This window comes from Pseudomonas sp. P4795 (assembly GCF_048822895.1).
In the GTDB taxonomy this organism is placed as follows: domain Bacteria; phylum Pseudomonadota; class Gammaproteobacteria; order Pseudomonadales; family Pseudomonadaceae; genus Aquipseudomonas.
The window spans coordinates 87,652-105,579 of sequence record NZ_JBMFBT010000002.1; the positions used below are offsets into that span (position 1 = coordinate 87,652).

The following is a 17,928-nucleotide window of genomic DNA, read 5'->3' on the forward strand; positions in this document are numbered from 1 at the left end:
TTTAACATCACGGAGCGACCGCAATGCCCAGCCCACTGCGCCCGGATCAACGCCGGTTTCCTCTGCACGTGCACATCAGCGTCATGTTCACCTTTCTGCTGCTGCTCACCGGGATCGTGCTCGGGCTGTTCAATTACCGGCAGACCACGCAGATCATCCTGTCGAGCAGCGAAAAGCTGTTCAACCGCATCGAGCAGGATGTGCGCGTTGACTTGCAGGCCACTTACGCACCGATCCGCCATCTGCTGAGCCTGCTGGCGGATAACCCGGCCACCGAGGCATCCGGCCTCGAACAACGGCTGGCGTTGCTCAAACCGTTTGCCCGCTCACTCACCGACAACCCGGATCTGGCGTCGCTCTACCTCGGTTATGCCAACGGTGATTTTTTCATGGTGCGGCCCTTGCGCAGCGCAGCACTGAAAAGCTTGCTCAAGGCACCAGAAACCGCGGCGTATCAGGTGTGGAGCATCGAGCATGACGCCACCGGCGAATCGCGTTCTCAATCCTTGTTCTTTGATCAACTGCTGGTGCCGCTGGGCCGCCAGGACAATCCTGACGACGCCTATGATCCCCGCAGCCGCGCCTGGTATAGCAACGCGCGGCAACAAACCGAGCAGATCACCACCGAACCCTACGTGTTTTTTTCCACGCACAACGTCGGCACCACCCTCGCCCGCCGCAGCGGCGACCATGCCGTCATCGGCGCCGACCTGACCCTTGATACCCTTTCCGCAACCCTGACCAAACACGTGGTGACGCCAGCGACGGAGATCGTCCTGTTCGATGCCGACGGCAACGCCGTGGCCTACCCCGATAGCAGCCGACTGATCGTCGATGATCGCACTGCGCGCCTGGCCAAGGCTGCCGACCTGAGTCCGAGCCTGCATGCACTGCTGACTGGTGAACATACCGGCAACCGCCTGGAAGCCGAGGGTCGGCAATGGATCGTCGCCCGCAGCAGCCTGCAGGAAGGCGGGCCGCAAGGTCTGCAGATGGCATTGCTGGTGCCCGAAGACGAATTGCTGGTCGACGCTTACCGCATGCGCTGGCAAGGCGCGCTGATCACCCTCGCGACCTTGCTCCTGTGCCTGCCACTCGGTTGGCTGATTTCGCGCATTCTGGTCAAACCACTGCACGCGCTGGTCAAGGAAGCCGATGCGATCCGCAGTTTCGATTTCAATTTTCCCGTGACGCGCCGCTCCCCGGTGCTGGAGGTCGATCAGTTGAGCGTGTCGATGGCGCGCATGAAGGAGACACTCTCGAGCTTCTTCCGCATCACCGACAGCCTGACCGCCGAAACCCGCTTCGCCCCGCTGCTGCAACGGGTGCTGTTCGAAACGGTGCAGATTGCTCAGGCCCAGGCCGGCCTGATCTACCTGCGCGAGAGCGACGGCAATCGCATGGAGCCTTCCGGATTGGTGATCGACGGGACTTCGCAAGCGCTGGCGTCGTTCGATATCCAAGGCCAGAGCCTCGACGCCGCGCAGAGTCCGGCGTGGTTTGAGCAACTGACGAACGCCGACAATGTGGTGAGCAACCTCGGCTTCGAACAGGCCGCCGATTTGCAAAAAGTCCTGCTGGCCATGGCTGCGCCACGTGTGCACCTGATCGGCATCCGACTGCGCAATCGCCACAATGAAACCGTTGGCCTGCTGATTCTGTTGATCAATGACAGCGGCGCTCAGGCCGATCTGGAGAAGTTGCGCCCCGACCGCATCGCCTTCCTGCAAGCGGTGTCCGGCGCGGCGGCGGTGAGCATCGAGAGCCAGCGCCTGCAAGCCAGACAGAAACAACTGCTGGATGCGTTCATTCAGTTGTTGGCCGGGGCGATCGACGCCAAGAGTCCTTACACCGGCGGGCACTGTCAGCGCGTACCGGAACTGACGCTGATGCTCGCGCATGCCGCCGCTGCCAGTCAGAAAACCCAATTTCGTGACTACCAACCCAGCGAGGATGAGTGGGAAGCCTTGCACATCGCTGCGTGGCTGCACGACTGCGGCAAGGTCACCACGCCGGAATACGTGGTGGATAAAGCCACCAAACTGGAAACCATCAACGATCGTATTCATGAAATCCGCACCCGCTTCGAAGTGCTTAAACGCGATGCCTGGATCAGTTACTGGCAGGCATTGGCCCTTGGCGGCGATGAAACGCAGCTGGCCAAATTACGCGACGAACTTCTCGCCGGTCTGGACGATGACTTCGCCTTCGTCGCGCGCTGCAATCTGGGCAGCGAAGCCATGGCGGAAGCCGATCTGCAACGCCTCGCACAAATCGCTCAGCGCACCTGGAGCCGCACGCTGGACGACCGCCTGGGCGTGTCCTGGGAAGAGAACCGGCGTCAGGCGCAAACACCGCCACCGATCTTGCCGGTCAGCGAATCGTTGTTGGCGGACAAGCCCGAACATCTGCTCGAGCGCGCCGACAGCGAACTGATTCCGGCGGACAATCCGTGGGGTTTCAAACTCGACGTGCCGCGTTATAAATACAACCGCGGCGAGCTGTACAACCTGAGCATTACCCGCGGCACGCTGACCCGCGAGGAGCGTTACATCATCAACCATCACATGGTGCAGACGATCCTGATGCTCAGCCACCTGCCCTTCCCCGGCCACCTGGACAGCGTCGCGGAGATCGCCGGCGGTCACCATGAAAAAATGGACGGCAGCGGTTATCCGAAACGTCTCAAGCGCGAAGAGATGAGCCTGCCGGCGCGGATGATGGCGATTGCCGACATCTTCGAAGCGCTGACCGCGGCCGACCGCCCCTACAAGAAGGCCAAGACTCTCAGCGAGGCGCTGGGAATCATGGCCACCATGTGCCGCGAGGCGCATATCGATGCCGAACTGTTCGGGCTGTTCATCAGCGACGGCGTGTACCTGCAATACGCCCTGCGTTTTCTCGATCCAAAGCAGATCGATGCAGTCGACCCCGACGCCGTGTTGCTCAAGGCCGGGATCAAGCCTTGATCAGCAGTCGGTCAGACGCAGAAAGATCGCCGCCAGTTGCTCGATACCGGCCTGATCAGCAGCACCGAAACGGGCAATTTTCGGGCTGTCGAGATCGAGCACGCCGATCAGGCGACCATCCTTGACCAACGGCACGACCAATTCACTGTTCGACGCACTGTCGCAAGCAATATGGCCGGGGAACGCGTGAACGTCTTCCACTCGCTGCGTCTGCAAACTCGCGGCCGCTGCGCCGCATACACCCCGACCGAACGGAATGCGCACGCAAGCGATCTGGCCCTGAAACGGGCCGAGCACCAGCTCTTCGTTGCGGTTGAGGTAGAACCCGGCCCAGTTCAGATCATCGAGCTGGTTAAACAGGAACGCTGAAAACTGCGCCGCGTTGGCGATAAAATCGCGCTCGTCCGCCAGCAGCGACTCCAGTTGCGCGGCCAACATGCCATAACCTTCCAGGCCCTGGCCGCTCTGTTGCAAATCAATCATGCCTTGTGCTCCAGCAATTTCAGTCCCACCCAATATCGGGCGAATTGGTACGCGCAGCGTCCGTTGCGATTGCCGCGGCCAGTGGCCCAGCGCACGGCAAGGATGTCCAGCGCTTCGTCGCGCTGCCAGCTCAGATTGGCTTTGGCCGCCAACTGGCCGATCCAGTGTTCAACGACGTTGAGAAAATGTTCTTGGGTAAATGGATAAAACGACAGCCACAGGCCGAAGCGGTCCGACAGCGCGATCTTGTCTTCCACCGCTTCGCTTGGGTGCAACTCACCGTCGACGCGTTTCCAGTTCTCGTTGTCGCTTTCTTTCTCTGGAACCAGATGGCGGCGGTTGGACGTGGCGTACAGCAGAACGTTGTCCGGCGCCTGTTCCAGCGAGCCATCCAGCACGCTTTTGAGAACGCGGTAATCGCCTTCGCCGGACTCAAACGACAGGTCATCGCAAAAAAGAACGAAGCGCTGTGGCAGTTTGCCGATCTGCTCGACTACGCGCGGCAAGTCTGCCAGGTGATCGCGCTCGATTTCGATCAGGCGCAGGCCGGCGCTGGCGTGTTCCGCAAGCAGCGCGCGCACCAGCGAGGATTTTCCGGTGCCGCGCGACCCCCAGAGCAAAGCGTGGTTGGCCGGCATGCCGTCGAGGAACTGCCGGGTGTTGCGCCCCAACTGCTCCAGCTGCCGATCCACGCCGATCAGGTCGGACAGGCGCATGTCGAGGCTGACGTCCAGCGGCAGCAGATAGCCGGTGCGGCCGTCACGCTGCCAGCGGGCGGCGAGGCAGGTGTTCCAGTCGATGACCGGGCGTGTTGCCGGCAGCAACGGTTCGATACGTGCCAGAACCGACTCGGCGCGCTCAAGAAAAGCATTCAATCGGGAATCCACGTCTTCTCCTCGGGCTCGTTCACAGTGATGATGGCGATGCGGCGATGATGTACAGCGTTCGACACCGGCCCGGCCCTTGTTACAAGGCGATTCGGGAACCCCGTTATCCGTACGTGATCGACTATGCTTGAGCAGCGAAGGGAAACGGAAGTGGTTCAACACCCCATGGATATCAAATTCACCCACCGGCTGTCGTACAAACAGGCCCGGCTTACCGTGCTGGTCGGGTTCATTCTGGGCACGCTGCTCAGCCTGCTGCAAATCGGCATCGATTATGCCAGCGAAGACGCCTCCATCAACCGGGAAATCCTCTCGTTGCTGGAAATCAGCCATAACCCGGCATCGCGCATCGCCTACAACATCGACGCTGAACTGGCGCAAGAGCTGACACTGGGCCTGCTGCGCTCGCCCGCAATCATCTCCGCACAGTTGACCGACAACAACCAGACGGTGCTGGCCAGCGTCAAACGCCCGGAGCTGCAAAGCGGTTACCGGATGATCAGCGACTTCCTGTTCGGTGCCAAACGCCAGTTCGAGGACCGCCTGTACCTTGATCATTTACCCAACGAATCCCTCGGCGTGCTCAGTCTTGAAGTCGACACTTACGCGTTTGGCAGCCGCTTCCTGCGCCGCGCCGAGATCACCCTGCTCAACGGCTTCGCCCGCAGTCTGATCCTCACCGGGATTCTGCTGGCGTTGTTCTACGTGATGCTGACCAAACCTTTCGTGCGGGTGATTCGCGAACTCAGCGGTCGCGATCCGCGCAGCGCCGACCCAACTACGCTGGAATGCCCGGCCGGGCACGCCAATGACGAAATCGGCGTACTGGTCAAAGTCGCCAATCAACAGTTTGAAAACATCGCCACGGAAATCCAGCAACGGCGCAACGCCGAAAATCGCCTGACCGAATACCTCGCGCGACTGGAAGACATCGTCTCGGCGCGCACCGCTGAACTCAAAGCGATCAACGCCCGGCTCAGCCAATCCAATCAGGAGCTGGAAGTCGCACGCAGCACTGCGCTGGACATGGCCGAAGCGCGCTCGGCATTTCTCGCCAACATGAGCCATGAAATCCGCACGCCGCTGAATGGCTTGCTGGGAATGATTGCGCTGTCGCTCGACGGCCCGCTCAACGCCGAACAGCAACAGCAACTGTCGATTGCCCACGACTCGGGCAAGGTCCTGGTGGAGTTGCTCAACGATATTCTCGACCTGTCGAAATTCGACGCCGGGCAACTGGAGCTTGAGCACATCCCGTTCGACCTCGGTTCGCTGATCGAAGATACCGCCAACCTGCTGTCGCAGAACGCCGCCCCTAGCGTCGAGCTGACTTGCCTGATCGATCCGCATTTTCCGGCGCTGGTACTCGGCGACCCCACGCGGGTGCGGCAGATCGTCAGCAATCTGCTGTCCAACGCGCTGAAATTCACCCGCTTCGGCCGGGTCGACGTGCGCCTGTCGACCTGCAAGGACGGCGTGCGCATTGAAGTCTGCGATACCGGCATCGGTATTGCGCAGGACGCGCAGGTGAAGATCTTCCAGCCATTCACCCAGGCCGGCGCCGGCATCACTCGTCAGTACGGCGGCACCGGGTTGGGTCTGGCGCTGACCTACAACCTGTGCGAAGCGATGCATGGGCGCCTGACCATCAGCTCCGAGGCCGGGTTCGGCAGTCAGTTCTGCGCTGAGCTGCCGCTGCCCTGCCACACCCGCGCGGTAACGCCCCCGCCGTTGAACGGCAAAATCCTCGCTATCACAGGCACCAGCAGCGGTCTGGCAGAAATGTTGAAAACCCAGCTGCCGGTCTGGGGGCTGAGTTATGAACAACGCACGATCGATGACTCGCTACTGGGTCTGGCGCCGGATGTGCTGATAACCGATTGCCCGGAATGCCTGTTCGGCCTGCGCCCGACGCTGACTGCGCCGATTCTGCTGGTGACGGCCTACGGCAGCTTTCTGCCCAGCGAAGAAGCCGCTGCACTGGCGCCGTTGCAGCAGCAGGCACGGCCGCTGGCGCGCAATGCGCTGTATCAGAATCTGCGCCGCACCCTGCAACCGGACATCGCCACGATCGACGACACGCGCCTGGTAGCGCCGCCATCGCGACGACGCGGGCGCGTGCTATTGGTCGAAGACAATCCGGTCAACCAGTTGGTGGCCAAAGGCATGCTCGGCAAACTCGGTTGTGAGGTGGTGGTGGCCGCCCACGGCGCTGAAGCGCTGGATCAGCTGGAACATGACGAATTCGATCTGGTGCTGATGGACTGCAACATGCCGGTGATGGATGGCTACGAGGCGAGCCGGCAGATCCGCCAGAGCGGCCGCTGGCCAGCCTTGCCGATCGTCGCCCTGACCGCTAACGCGATGTCCGAAGAACGCGAACGCTGCCGCCAGGCGGGCATGAGCGACTACCTGGCCAAGCCGTTTCGCCGCGAAGAACTGGCCGCGCTGCTCGATCAGTGGATTCCCGCTACGCCAGCGCTTTGATCTGCCCCAACAGGTGATCGAGGCCGTTGCGCAAATCGTTGAGCTGGTCCAGATCGACCCCGCTGTCACACAGCAAACGGGCCTTGATCGGCCCGACTTGCTCGCGCAATGCCTGACCATCGGGCGTGAGGCTCAGATGCACCTCGCGCTCGTCCCGCGCCGAACGCTGGCGCTGCACCAATTGCAGCTGTTCCAGACGTTTTAGCAGCGGCGTCAGCGTTCCGGAGTCCAGTGCCAGACGTTCGCCCAGCGCCTTGACCGTCGGTTGCTCCGGCGCCGCGACCTGCCACTCCCACAACACCAGCATTGCGAGGTATTGCGGGTAGGTCAGGCCGAGCTGATTGAGCATGGGTTTATAGGCACGGATCACCGCGCGCGATGCGGCATACAGCTTGAAACACAGCTGGTTATCGAGCTGCAGCGAATCAACCGACAGCTTGCTCATTTGAGCAGGGCTTCGATCTCGCTGCTCAGATCCTGCGGCTTGGTGGTCGGGGCGAACCGCTTGACCAACTTGCCGTCCTTGCCGATCAGGAACTTGGTGAAGTTCCACTTGATGCCCTGCGACCCGAGCAGACCGGGTGCGCGTTTCTTCAACTGCACGAACAGCGGATGCGCGTCGGAGCCATTGACGTCGATCTTCTTGAACAGCGGGAAGCTCACGCCGTAGTTGATCTCGCAGAACTCGCTGATCGCGCCCTCATTGCCCGGCTCCTGCTTGCCGAACTGATTGCACGGAAAGCCCAGCACCACCAGCCCTTGGTCCTTGTAGGTCTGCCACAACTCTTCAAGACCTTTGTATTGCGGGGTAAACCCGCACTTGCTCGCGGTGTTGACCACCAGCACCGCCTTGCCGGCGAAATCGGCGAGGGTCTTCTGCTCACCCTGGATGGTGGTGCACGGGATGCTCAGCAGGTTATCGCTCATGGTGCGCACTCGAAATAGTTGAGAAGCGCTAAAAGTAGCGAGCAATTGAATTGTGTGCAATTTAATTATCCGAATGGCGACCCGTGGATCGCCCGGACACCCTATTCGCGCGGCACCAGATCCAGGCATACCGAGTTAATGCAGTAACGCAGGCCAGTCGGCGCCGGGCCGTCGGGGAATACGTGGCCCAGATGCGCATCGCAACGCGCGCATTTGACCTCGGTGCGGATCATGCCGTGGGTGGTGTCGCGGATTTCGGTCATCGCGCTGTCGCCGATCGGCGCGTAGAAGCTCGGCCAGCCGCAGCCGGAGTCGAATTTGGTCTTCGAATCGAACAGCGGCTCATTGCAGCAGATGCAGTGGTAGACGCCGTCAGTCTTGGTGTCGTTGTATTTGCCGGAAAACGGTCGCTCGGTCGCACTCAGACGGCAGACGTTGTACTGCTCCGGATCGAGCATGGCTTTCCATTCTTCCAGGGTTTTCTGCAACTTTTCCATCATCACACCTCAGCGGCTGAAAAAGCCCGATCTGTACCTTTTCCACGGATCGGGTGGCACGTATGATTGCGCCTCGTCATACGCCAGTCTGGCAGCGGGATCCTGCGCATTCAAACGGATTCTGGTAACCGCCACTCAAGACACTTGCCTGTGTGAAGACGCAGCAATCCCAGCACGGTAGTCCACCCGCCGCCTGGATCGTTCATTTTCGGGATCACATCGCCATGCAGTTCAGCAAATCGAACAAGCTCGCCAACGTCTGCTACGACATTCGCGGCCCGGTGCTCAAGCACGCCAAACGTCTGGAAGAGGAAGGCCATCGCATCCTCAAGCTGAACATCGGCAACCCGGCGCCTTTTGGTTTCGAAGCGCCGGACGAAATTCTTCAGGATGTGATCCGCAACCTGCCGACCGCTCAAGGCTACAGCGACTCCAAAGGCCTGTTCAGCGCGCGCAAGGCCGTGATGCAGTATTACCAGCAGAAGCAGGTTGAAGGCGTCGGCATCGAAGACATCTACCTCGGCAACGGTGTGTCCGAGCTGATCGTGATGTCGTTGCAGGCACTGCTCAACAACGGTGACGAAGTGCTGGTGCCGGCGCCGGACTATCCGCTGTGGACTGCCGCCGTGAGCCTGGCTGGCGGCAACGCGGTGCATTACCTGTGCGACGAGGGTGCCGCCTGGTTCCCGGATCTGGCCGACATGAAAGCCAAGATCACCCCGAACACCAAGGCCATGGTGATCATCAACCCGAATAACCCGACCGGCGCGGTGTATTCCAAAGAAGTATTGTTGGGCATGCTCGAACTGGCACGCCAGCACAATCTGGTGGTGTTCTCCGACGAGATCTACGACAAAATTCTCTACGACGACGCCGTGCACATCTGCACCGCTTCACTGGCGCCAGACTTGCTGTGCCTGACTTTCAACGGTCTGTCGAAGTCGTACCGCGTCGCCGGTTTCCGCTCCGGCTGGATCGCGATTTCCGGTCCCAAGCACAACGCCCAGAGCTACATCGAAGGCATCGACATGCTGGCCAACATGCGCCTGTGCGCCAACGTGCCCAGCCAACACGCAATCCAGACTGCCCTCGGCGGCTATCAGAGCATCAACGATCTGGTGTTGCCGCAAGGTCGTCTGCTGGAGCAGCGCAACCGCACATGGGAATTGCTCAACGACATTCCCGGCGTCAGCTGCGTCAAGCCGATGGGCGCGCTGTACGCGTTCCCGCGCATCGATCCGAAGGTCTGCCCGATCTTCAACGACGAGAAATTTGTCCTCGACCTGCTGCTGTCCGAGAAGCTGCTGGTGGTGCAAGGCACGGCGTTCAACTGGCCGTGGCCGGATCACTTCCGCGTCGTGACCCTGCCACGCGTTGATGACCTCGACATGGCCATCGGACGCATCGGCAACTTCCTCAAGTCCTACCGCCAGTAACTGGCCATCAGTGCGCAACGGCCCCGGACGTTGCGCACTGTCTGATTCAGCAACACTTCTGCGCCACCCATCTTCAGATGCCTTCTACACTTGCGCTGCGTCTGCACTGCATGCGTGTGACGTAATGCCGACGGGGAATGCCTGTGCGTCGTCCATGTCGCTATTGCTCGTGGGAAATGCCTGCGGAGCACGGAATTCGCTGTAGGACACAGTTTGAAATAGTCACCCGGTTGAATAGCCCGGTGCCGCACCTTATATACCCCGCAGTACGCTACATCTTTAGCTCGAGGAGATTTCTACAACCATGATGCGCATCCTGCTGTTTTTGGCCACTAACCTGGCGGTCGTGCTGATAGCCAGCATCACCCTGAGCCTGTTCGGCTTCAACGGGTTCATGGCGGCCAACGGGGTTGATCTCAACCTCAGTCAGCTGCTGGTTTTCTGTGCGGTCTTTGGTTTCGCCGGTTCACTGATTTCGCTGTTCATCTCCAAGTGGATGGCGAAGATGAGCACCAGCACCCAGATCATTACTCAGCCGCGCACGCGGCATGAGCAATGGCTGCTGCAAACCGTCGAGCAACTGTCCCGCGAAGCCGGGATCAAGATGCCCGAAGTGGGTATTTTCCCGGCCTACGAAGCAAACGCCTTCGCCACTGGCTGGAACAAGAACGACGCACTGGTCGCGGTCAGCCAGGGTCTGCTGGAGCGTTTCTCGCCAGATGAGGTGAAAGCGGTTCTGGCCCACGAAATCGGTCACGTGGCCAACGGTGACATGGTCACCCTGGCGCTGATCCAGGGCGTGGTGAACACCTTTGTGATGTTCTTCGCACGGATCATCGGCAACTTCGTCGACAAGGTGATCTTCAAGAACGAAGGCGGCCAGGGCATTGCCTACTACGTGGCGACCATTTTCGCCGAACTGGTATTGGGTATCCTGGCCAGCTCGATCGTGATGTGGTTCTCGCGCAAACGCGAGTTCCGCGCGGACGAAGCAGGTGCCCGCCTGGCTGGCACCAGCGCGATGATTGGTGCGTTGCAACGCCTGCGTGCGGAACAGGGCCTGCCGGTGCATATGCCTGACACTCTGAACGCCTTCGGCATCAACGGTGGCATCAAACAGGGCTTCGCCCGCATGTTCATGAGCCACCCGCCGCTGGAAGAGCGTATTGACGCCCTGCGTCGTCGCGGCTAAGTGAACAGGCAATAACAAGAAGGCCCGCAGAGATGCGGGCCTTTTTGTTGGTCGCTTACTTGCTGCCGATCCGATACACCCGCTCCGCCAGTCGCGTCGCCCCGGCCTGAAGGAATTTGTCGCTCTCGGCGAGTACGTCCTGCTCCTCCACAACTTCAACCGGCCATGCACCGGCAAACAAGCGCCGCACCTCGGCATCATCCACCGAAAACGGCGGCCCCGGGATTTGCGTCTGATCGTAATCCAGCGTCACCAGCAGGCCTCGGCAAGCCGCTGGCAGGATCGCGTGCAGATGCGCCACATAGCGCTCACGCATCGGTGCCGGCAGGGCAATGATCGCGGCTCGGTCGTACAACGCCGAGCAACCGGCAACGTCGTCAGCCGTCAGCGCAAAGAAATCCCCGCAGCGCAGTTCGATGGCACCGGCGCGATAAACCTTGAACGCACCCTCCTCGCTGATTTCCGGCTCTAACTGTTGCTCGCGAAAGAAATCCTCGACGGCTTTTTCCGTCAGCTCAACGCCGAGAACCTGATGCCCGCGCCCGGCCAGCCACAGCAAATCCAGACTTTTCCCACACAACGGCACTAACACGCGCGCCTGCGCCGGGATATTCAGCTCTGGCCAGTGCCGCGCCAGATACGGGTTCACTTCAGGCTGGTGAAAGCCGATCTGATTCGCTTCCCACTTCTTGTGCCAAAACTCCGGTTGCATGCATACCCCCAAAAATTCGATCAAAAGGCGTTAAAACTTATATTAGATTCCGATCAATGATCTGACTGAAGATGGGTCATCTTAACGCTCAGGAACCCTTCCATGTTTCCCAGCCTGTTTATCTCTCACGGTTCACCGATGCTCGCGCTGGAACCCGGGGCCAGCGGCCCGGCTCTGGCGCGACTGGCGGCCGAATTGCCTAAGCCGCAAGCCATCATCATCGTGTCCGCCCACTGGGAAAGCCACGAGCTGCTGGTCAGCAGCCATGCGCAGCCGGAAACCTGGCATGACTTCGGTGGTTTCCCCCGCGCCCTGTTTGAAGTGCAATATCCGGCGCCGGGCAATCCGCAACTGGCCGCGCAGGTCGCCGAGCTGCTGGCCGCCAATAACCTGCCGGCACGCCTCGACCCGCAACGGCCATTCGACCATGGCGTGTGGGTGCCGCTGTCGCTGATGTACCCGCAAGCGGACATCCCGGTGGTGCAGGTCTCGCTGCCGACTCGTGGCGGCCCGGCACTACAGACGCGCGTCGGCCAGGCACTCAGCAATCTGCGCGCGCAGGGCTATCTGCTGATCGGTTCCGGTAGCATCACCCACAATCTGCGTGAACTGGATTGGCACGCCGGTCCGGAGAGCGTCGAGCCATGGGCGCGGGACTTCCGTGACTGGATGATCGAGAAACTCGCAGCCAATGATGAAGCGGCGCTGCACGACTATCGCCAGCAGGCACCGAATGCCGTGCGCAGCCATCCGAGTGATGAGCATCTTTTACCGCTGTACTTCGCCCGAGGCGCAGGGGGCGAGTTCAGTGTCGCGCACAAAGGCTTCACCATGGGCGCGTTGGGTATGGACATTTACCGTTTCGGATAGAAGCAAAATCAAAAGATCGCAGCCTGCGGCAGCTCCTACAGGGGGCTCGGGCTGTGATTGGACGATTTTTTGATCTTAAAAAAAGGCAAAAAAAATCCCCGAACCAGTCGGGGATTTTTTATGTTCGATCAATCAGCCCAGGGGCGGATCAATCTTCGCGGTAGCGACGCAGTTTCAACTGCTTACCGGCAACGCGAGTGTCCTTCAGCTTGGCCAGGAGTTTCTCCAGACCATCTTCCGGCAGCTCGACGAGGCTGAAGCTGTCACGCACCTGGATGCGACCGATCGCTTCACGGGCCAGACCGCCTTCGTTGAGGATGGCGCCCAGCAGGTTTTTCGCAGCGATACCGTCACGCGCACCCAGCGCGGTACGGCAACGAGCACGGCCTTCGCCCAAAGGCATTGGCGCACGACGCTCACGCTCGCCACGATCAGGACGATCACCGGTACGCTCAGGACGGTCGCCACGCGGTGCGTTGTTCGGCACCAGTGGACGTTCCTTCTCGATCGCAGCCAGAGTCAGCGCCTGGCCATTGGTGGCCTTGCGCAGCAGAGCAGCGGCCAGTGCACGCGGGGTGCAACCGATGTCGGCGGTCAGGCGATCGAGCAGATCACCGTGAGTCGCTTCGGCATCAGCCACCAGCGGCGACAGGCTGTTGGTCAGTTTCTTGATGCGCGCATCGAGAACGGCCTGAGCGTCCGGCAGACGTACTTCAGCAACTTTCTGGCCGGTTACACGCTCGATCACTTGCAGCATGCGGCGCTCACGTGGAGTCACCAGCAGCAGTGCACGACCTTCGCGACCTGCACGGCCGGTACGGCCGATACGGTGCACGTAGGACTCTGGATCGTACGGCATGTCAACGTTGAACACGTGAGTGATACGCGGAACGTCGAGACCACGAGCAGCTACGTCGGTCGCGACAACGATGTCCAGACGGCCATCTTTCAGCGAGTCGATGACGCGCTCTCGCTGGTTCTGGGCGATGTCACCGTTCAGCGCAGCGGCTTTGTAGCCTTTGGCGTCAAGGGCGCTTGCCAGATCCAGGGTCGCTTGCTTGGTGCGTACGAACATGATCAGTGCGTCGAAATCTTCCACTTCCAGCAAGCTGAGAACGGCCGAAGTCTTCTGGTCAGCGTGAACCAACAGGTGAGCCTGTTCGATCGCGGTAACGGTCTGGGTCTTGGTCTGGATCTTCACGTGTTGCGGATCGCGCAGATGGCGTTCGGCAATGGCGCGGATCGACTGCGGCAGGGTTGCCGAGAACAAAACGGTCTGACGGGTAGCTGGCAGAGCCTTGAAGATAACTTCCAGGTCGTCCATGAAACCGAGTTTGAGCATTTCGTCCGCTTCGTCGAGAACCAGGTGGTTCACGGTCGACAGGACTTTTTCGTCACGACGCAGGTGGTCGCACAGACGGCCCGGAGTGGCGACAACGATCTGTGCGCCATTACGGATTGCTTTCAGTTGTGGGCCCATAGGCGCGCCGCCGTAAACGGCCACAACGGTAACGCCCGGCATTTGCTTGGCGTAGGTTTCGAAAGCGGTTGCTACTTGCAGCGCCAACTCACGGGTTGGCGCCAGGATCAGGGCTTGCGGTTCGCGCTTTGCAGGATCGATGCAATGGAGAATTGGCAGTGCGAACGCGGCGGTTTTACCCGTACCGGTTTGCGCCTGACCGATCATGTCCTGGCCGGCCATGATGATCGGGATCGATTGCTGCTGAATAGCCGAAGGCTCTTCGTAGCCAGTCGCGATGACGGCTGCAAGAATGTTCGGATTAAGATTAAAAGCGGCGAATCCGCCGGTTTCCTGGGTCATGGGTCTGCCTCTAAGTGCATCCGCAAAGACCCATGCTCCAAAGCTGCGCATGCCGTGTAAGACTCAAGAGTCGCCCTGGCAGCTTTGTCGGCGGGGATTTGCGAAAACGAATGAAAGAAAAAAAGAAACGTCCTGGAAGAGCCCGCAGTGCGGACATGCAGCCGAAGCTGACTTCGGTAATTGCGCTACCTTGACGCGGCCCGGCTAAAGGCCGGCGCGCACTATACCGGAAATTACCGAAAAAGGGAGCTTTTTTTATCGCCTGAATCCGTCTGTCACCGCTGTGTCACGGGCTTTTGCGGATAATCGCGCAAAGGACTATTTTTCACAGGCCCGGCCCTGCTGGCGATGGCGCTTAAACGATTCACCGACGTGCGGCATGTGGTCGCTGCACTTTCCCTTCCCGCTCGAGGACACTCCCATGAATCAGCCCTGCCCCGGCCGCGTCAGCCGTGAACGTCGTGGTCACGTCCATCTGATCGGGCTGGATCGAGCGGCCAAACGCAATGCCTTCGACCTCGACCTGCTGAACGAACTCAGCCTGGCTTATGGCGAGTTCGAGGCCGACAGCGAGGCGCGTGTAGCGGTGGTGTTCGCGCATGGCGAGCACTTCACCGCCGGGCTGGATCTGCTAAACGCCAGCGCCGCCCTCGCCGACGGCTGGCAAGTGCCGCCCGGCGGTTGCGATCCGTGGGGCGTGTTCGTCGGGCCACGGGTGAGCAAACCGGTGATCGTCGCGGCGCAGGGTTATTGCCTGACCATCGGTATCGAGCTGATGTTGGCCGCTGACATTAACCTGTGCGCGAGCAATACGCGCTTTGCGCAGATGGAAGTGCAGCGTGGGATCTTTCCGTTTGGCGGTGCGACATTGCGCTTTCACCAAGTTGCGGGTTGGGGCAATGCGATGCGCTGGCTGCTGACCGGTGATGAGTTCGATGCGCATGATGCGTTGCGACTGGGGCTGGTGCAGGAAGTCATGGCCAGCGAAGACTTGCTGCCACGCGCGATTGAACTGGCCGAACGGATTGCCCGGCAGGCGCCGTTGGGAGTGCAGGCGACGCTGGAGTCGGCGCGGCAGGCGCGTTATGAAGGCGAGACGGCAGCCGCGCAAGGTTTGCCGCCGCTGGTGAAGAAGTTGCTCGCCAGTGAAGATGCCAAAGAAGGTGTGCGCTCGATGGTGGAGCGCCGGCCCGGGGTCTTTAAAGGCATTTAAACACTCCCTGTAGGAGCTGCCGAAGGCTGCGATCTTTTGATCTTGTTTTTAAGGTCAAAGTCAAAAGATCGCAGCCTTCGGCAGCTCCTACAGGGGGGTATCGCCATATTCAGGTGGCCGGGCGAATTGCTTTGATCAACGACTGCAACGAGTAACCCAACTTCGGCGCCAGCGCTTCAGCTCGGGCGCTCAGTGCGTCCATGTCCAGTTCCTGATCGAGATCCGCCGGCACGATCAGAATCACGTTGCCCTCCTTCACCGGCAATTCCCAATAATGCCGGTGATAGAGACCGCGCAGCAACGCCGCGCCTAGCGGCTTGCCGTCATCGGTGGCCCACTGATTGATTACCAGCCAGCCACCCGGATTCAGACGTTTCTGACAATCGCCGAGGAAATTCCACGCCAGATGCGCAGCGCCGGGGCCGACGTCGGTATACAGGTCGACGAAGATCAGATCCGCAGGCTCGGCAGTCGGCAGCAGATCCAGCGCATCGCCAACGCGTATATAAAGCCGCTGGTCATCATCCAGCCCAAGGTATTCGATCGCCAGACGCGGCACGTCGGGGCGCAACTCGATGGCTTCGACGTCTTCCAGCGGCAGAAACTTCAGGCAAGCCTGAGTCAGCGTTCCCGCCCCCAACCCCAGAAACAGCGCGCTCTCCGGATGTTCGTGGCACAGCGCGCCGATCAACATTGCACGGGTGTAGTCGTACTCCAGCCAGCTCGGGTCGGCGGTGAATACGCAGCTTTGCTCGATGGCATCGCCGAATTCCAGAAAACGGTAGTCGGCGACTTCCAGCACGCGAATCACGCCGAACTCATCCTGTACCTCGGCGAGCAACAGCTCGACGCGCTCCTCAGTCATTTCGTCTCCTGATGGTCACCGGGCGCGGTGACGCGATGGCGCACCGATGGCGCCGTGGCAAAGCGGCGATTGTCGGCGAAGCGGCGGGAGCAGGTCACGCACTAATTGCTGCTAACATGGCCGTCCGTGCGTAGAACCTTTTAGAGAACATGATGAGCCAACCCTGGAGCCCTGACAGCTGGCGCGCCTTGCCGATCCAGCAACAACCCCAATACCCCGACGCCGCGCACCTGCGCCAGGTCGAGCAGACGCTGGCCAGCTATCCGCCGCTGGTGTTTGCCGGTGAAGCCCGGGAGTTGCGCCGTCAGTTTGCCGAAGTGACCCAAGGCCGCGCGTTCCTGTTGCAGGGTGGCGACTGCGCCGAGAGCTTCGCCGAGTTCTCCGCCGCAAAGATTCGCGACACTTTTAAAGTGCTACTGCAAATGGCCATCGTCATGACCTTCGCCGCTGGTTGCCCGGTGGTCAAAGTCGGGCGCATGGCCGGTCAGTTCGCCAAGCCGCGTTCGGCCAACGACGAAACCATCGACGGCGTGACCCTGCCCGCCTACCGTGGCGACATCGTCAACGGCATCGGCTTCGACGAAAAGAGCCGCGTGCCGGACCCGGAGCGTCTGCTGCAGTCGTATCACCAGTCCACCGCCACTCTGAACCTGCTGCGCGCGTTCGCTCAGGGCGGGTTCGCTGATCTGCATCAGGTGCACAAGTGGAACCTCGACTTCATCGCCAACTCGGCGCTGGCCGAGAAATACAGCCACCTCGCCGACCGCATCGATGAAACCCTGGCCTTCATGCGCGCCTGCGGCATGGACAGCTCGCCGCAATTGCGCGAAACCAGCTTCTTCACCGCCCACGAAGCGCTGCTGCTGAATTACGAAGAAGCCTTCGTGCGCCGCGACAGCCTGACCAACGATTACTACGATTGCTCAGCGCACATGCTGTGGATCGGCGACCGCACCCGTCAACTGGACGGCGCCCACGTCGAATTCCTGCGTGGGGTGAACAACCCGATCGGCGTCAAAGTCGGCCCGAGCATGAACCCGGACGATTTGATCCGTCTTATCGACGTGCTTAACCCGGACAACGACCCGGGCCGCTTGAACCTGATCGCGCGGATGGGCGCGAACAAGGTCGGCGATCATCTGCCAGCGTTGATCCGCGCCGTGCAGCGCGAAGGCAAGCAAGTGCTGTGGAGTTCCGATCCGATGCACGGCAACACGATCAAGGCCAGCAGCGGTTACAAGACCCGCGACTTCGCGCAGATCCTTGGCGAAGTGAAGCAATTCTTCCAGGTGCACGAAGCGGAAGGCACTTACGCCGGCGGCATCCACATCGAGATGACCGGGCAGAACGTTACCGAATGCATTGGCGGTGCGCGGCCGATTACTGAAGACGGCTTGTCGGATCGCTATCACACGCACTGTGATCCGCGGATGAATGCTGATCAGTCTCTGGAATTGGCGTTTTTGATTGCTGAAACGCTTAAACAGGTTCGACGCTGAGTTCCGAAATCTTCATTGTTTGATCGGGCCTCATCGCGGGCAAGCCACGCTCCCACAGGATTGGTGTCG

The 17,928-nt window shown here is 60.5% G+C and carries 15 protein-coding genes; 7 read left to right on the forward strand and 8 right to left on the reverse strand.

All coding sequences use genetic code 11. The features are described from left to right. The first annotated feature begins 23 nt into the window (after nucleotides 1-23). Nucleotides 24-2,969, forward strand: coding sequence for an HD domain-containing phosphohydrolase (locus tag ACOI8A_RS04655; RefSeq protein WP_420646671.1), 2,946 nt, complete (start codon nucleotides 24-26; stop codon nucleotides 2,967-2,969). Here the strand turns inward: ACOI8A_RS04655 and ACOI8A_RS04660 are convergent, their stop codons facing one another. Next, nucleotides 2,970-3,452, reverse strand: a complete 483-nt coding sequence (locus ACOI8A_RS04660) for a GAF domain-containing protein (RefSeq protein WP_420646670.1) — start codon at nucleotides 3,450-3,452, stop codon at nucleotides 2,970-2,972. After that, nucleotides 3,449-4,339, reverse strand: a complete 891-nt coding sequence (locus ACOI8A_RS04665; protein WP_420646669.1) for an ATP-binding protein — start codon at nucleotides 4,337-4,339, stop codon at nucleotides 3,449-3,451. Before ACOI8A_RS04665 ends, ACOI8A_RS04660 begins: the two co-directional genes overlap by 4 nt. 165 nt (nucleotides 4,340-4,504) lie before the next feature. Between ACOI8A_RS04665 and ACOI8A_RS04670 the strand changes: the two genes are divergently transcribed. Beyond that, on the forward strand, nucleotides 4,505-6,826 hold the full coding sequence (locus ACOI8A_RS04670) for a response regulator (RefSeq protein ID WP_420646668.1): 2,322 nt from the start codon (nucleotides 4,505-4,507) through the stop codon (nucleotides 6,824-6,826). On the opposite strand, the gene ACOI8A_RS04675 is transcribed toward ACOI8A_RS04670, so the two are convergent. The 3 genes from ACOI8A_RS04675 to msrB all read right to left on the reverse strand — a co-directional run bounded on the left by ACOI8A_RS04675 (nucleotide 6,810) and on the right by msrB (nucleotide 8,250). After that, nucleotides 6,810-7,271 (reverse strand): MarR family winged helix-turn-helix transcriptional regulator, encoded by a 462-nt coding sequence (locus tag ACOI8A_RS04675; protein ID WP_420646667.1) that lies wholly within the window; start codon nucleotides 7,269-7,271, stop codon nucleotides 6,810-6,812. The two genes, ACOI8A_RS04670 and ACOI8A_RS04675, sit on opposite strands and share 17 nt — an antisense overlap. Then, nucleotides 7,268-7,753, reverse strand: coding sequence for a glutathione peroxidase (locus tag ACOI8A_RS04680; protein WP_420646666.1), 486 nt, complete (start codon nucleotides 7,751-7,753; stop codon nucleotides 7,268-7,270). Before ACOI8A_RS04680 ends, ACOI8A_RS04675 begins: the two co-directional genes overlap by 4 nt. A gap of 101 nt (nucleotides 7,754-7,854) precedes the next feature. Next, nucleotides 7,855-8,250 (reverse strand): peptide-methionine (R)-S-oxide reductase MsrB, encoded by a 396-nt coding sequence (gene msrB / locus ACOI8A_RS04685; RefSeq protein WP_420646665.1) that lies wholly within the window; start codon nucleotides 8,248-8,250, stop codon nucleotides 7,855-7,857. 224 nt (nucleotides 8,251-8,474) lie between these two features. On the opposite strand from msrB, the gene ACOI8A_RS04690 reads away from it, so the two are divergent. Further along, a complete protein-coding gene (locus ACOI8A_RS04690) occupies nucleotides 8,475-9,686 on the forward strand; it encodes a pyridoxal phosphate-dependent aminotransferase (RefSeq protein ID WP_420646664.1) in 1,212 nt (403 codons plus the stop codon). 304 nt (nucleotides 9,687-9,990) lie between these two features. After that, a complete protein-coding gene (htpX, locus tag ACOI8A_RS04695) occupies nucleotides 9,991-10,878 on the forward strand; it encodes a protease HtpX (RefSeq protein ID WP_420646663.1) in 888 nt (295 codons plus the stop codon). Between the two features lie 55 nt (nucleotides 10,879-10,933). Here htpX and ACOI8A_RS04700 read toward each other — a convergent pair whose 3' ends face one another. Beyond that, nucleotides 10,934-11,590 (reverse strand): thiopurine S-methyltransferase, encoded by a 657-nt coding sequence (locus tag ACOI8A_RS04700; protein WP_420646662.1) that lies wholly within the window; start codon nucleotides 11,588-11,590, stop codon nucleotides 10,934-10,936. A 102-nt stretch (nucleotides 11,591-11,692) separates the two neighbouring features. Between ACOI8A_RS04700 and ACOI8A_RS04705 the strand changes: the two genes are divergently transcribed. Next, on the forward strand, nucleotides 11,693-12,460 hold the full coding sequence (locus tag ACOI8A_RS04705; RefSeq protein ID WP_420646661.1) for a DODA-type extradiol aromatic ring-opening family dioxygenase: 768 nt from the start codon (nucleotides 11,693-11,695) through the stop codon (nucleotides 12,458-12,460). 148 nt (nucleotides 12,461-12,608) lie between these two features. Here the strand turns inward: ACOI8A_RS04705 and ACOI8A_RS04710 are convergent, their stop codons facing one another. After that, nucleotides 12,609-14,282, reverse strand: a complete 1,674-nt coding sequence (locus tag ACOI8A_RS04710) for a DEAD/DEAH box helicase (protein ID WP_420646660.1) — start codon at nucleotides 14,280-14,282, stop codon at nucleotides 12,609-12,611. 421 nt (nucleotides 14,283-14,703) lie between these two features. On the opposite strand from ACOI8A_RS04710, the gene ACOI8A_RS04715 reads away from it, so the two are divergent. After that, a complete protein-coding gene (locus ACOI8A_RS04715; protein ID WP_420646659.1) occupies nucleotides 14,704-15,495 on the forward strand; it encodes a crotonase/enoyl-CoA hydratase family protein in 792 nt (263 codons plus the stop codon). Nucleotides 15,496-15,604: 109 nt separating this feature from the next. Here the strand turns inward: ACOI8A_RS04715 and ACOI8A_RS04720 are convergent, their stop codons facing one another. Beyond that, nucleotides 15,605-16,360: a spermidine synthase gene (locus tag ACOI8A_RS04720; protein WP_420651179.1), complete on the reverse strand. Its 756-nt coding sequence runs from the start codon at nucleotides 16,358-16,360 to the stop codon at nucleotides 15,605-15,607. 152 nt (nucleotides 16,361-16,512) lie between these two features. On the opposite strand from ACOI8A_RS04720, the gene ACOI8A_RS04725 reads away from it, so the two are divergent. After that, a complete protein-coding gene (locus ACOI8A_RS04725) occupies nucleotides 16,513-17,859 on the forward strand; it encodes a class II 3-deoxy-7-phosphoheptulonate synthase (RefSeq protein ID WP_007964815.1) in 1,347 nt (448 codons plus the stop codon). The last annotated feature ends 69 nt before the right edge of the window (nucleotides 17,860-17,928 follow it).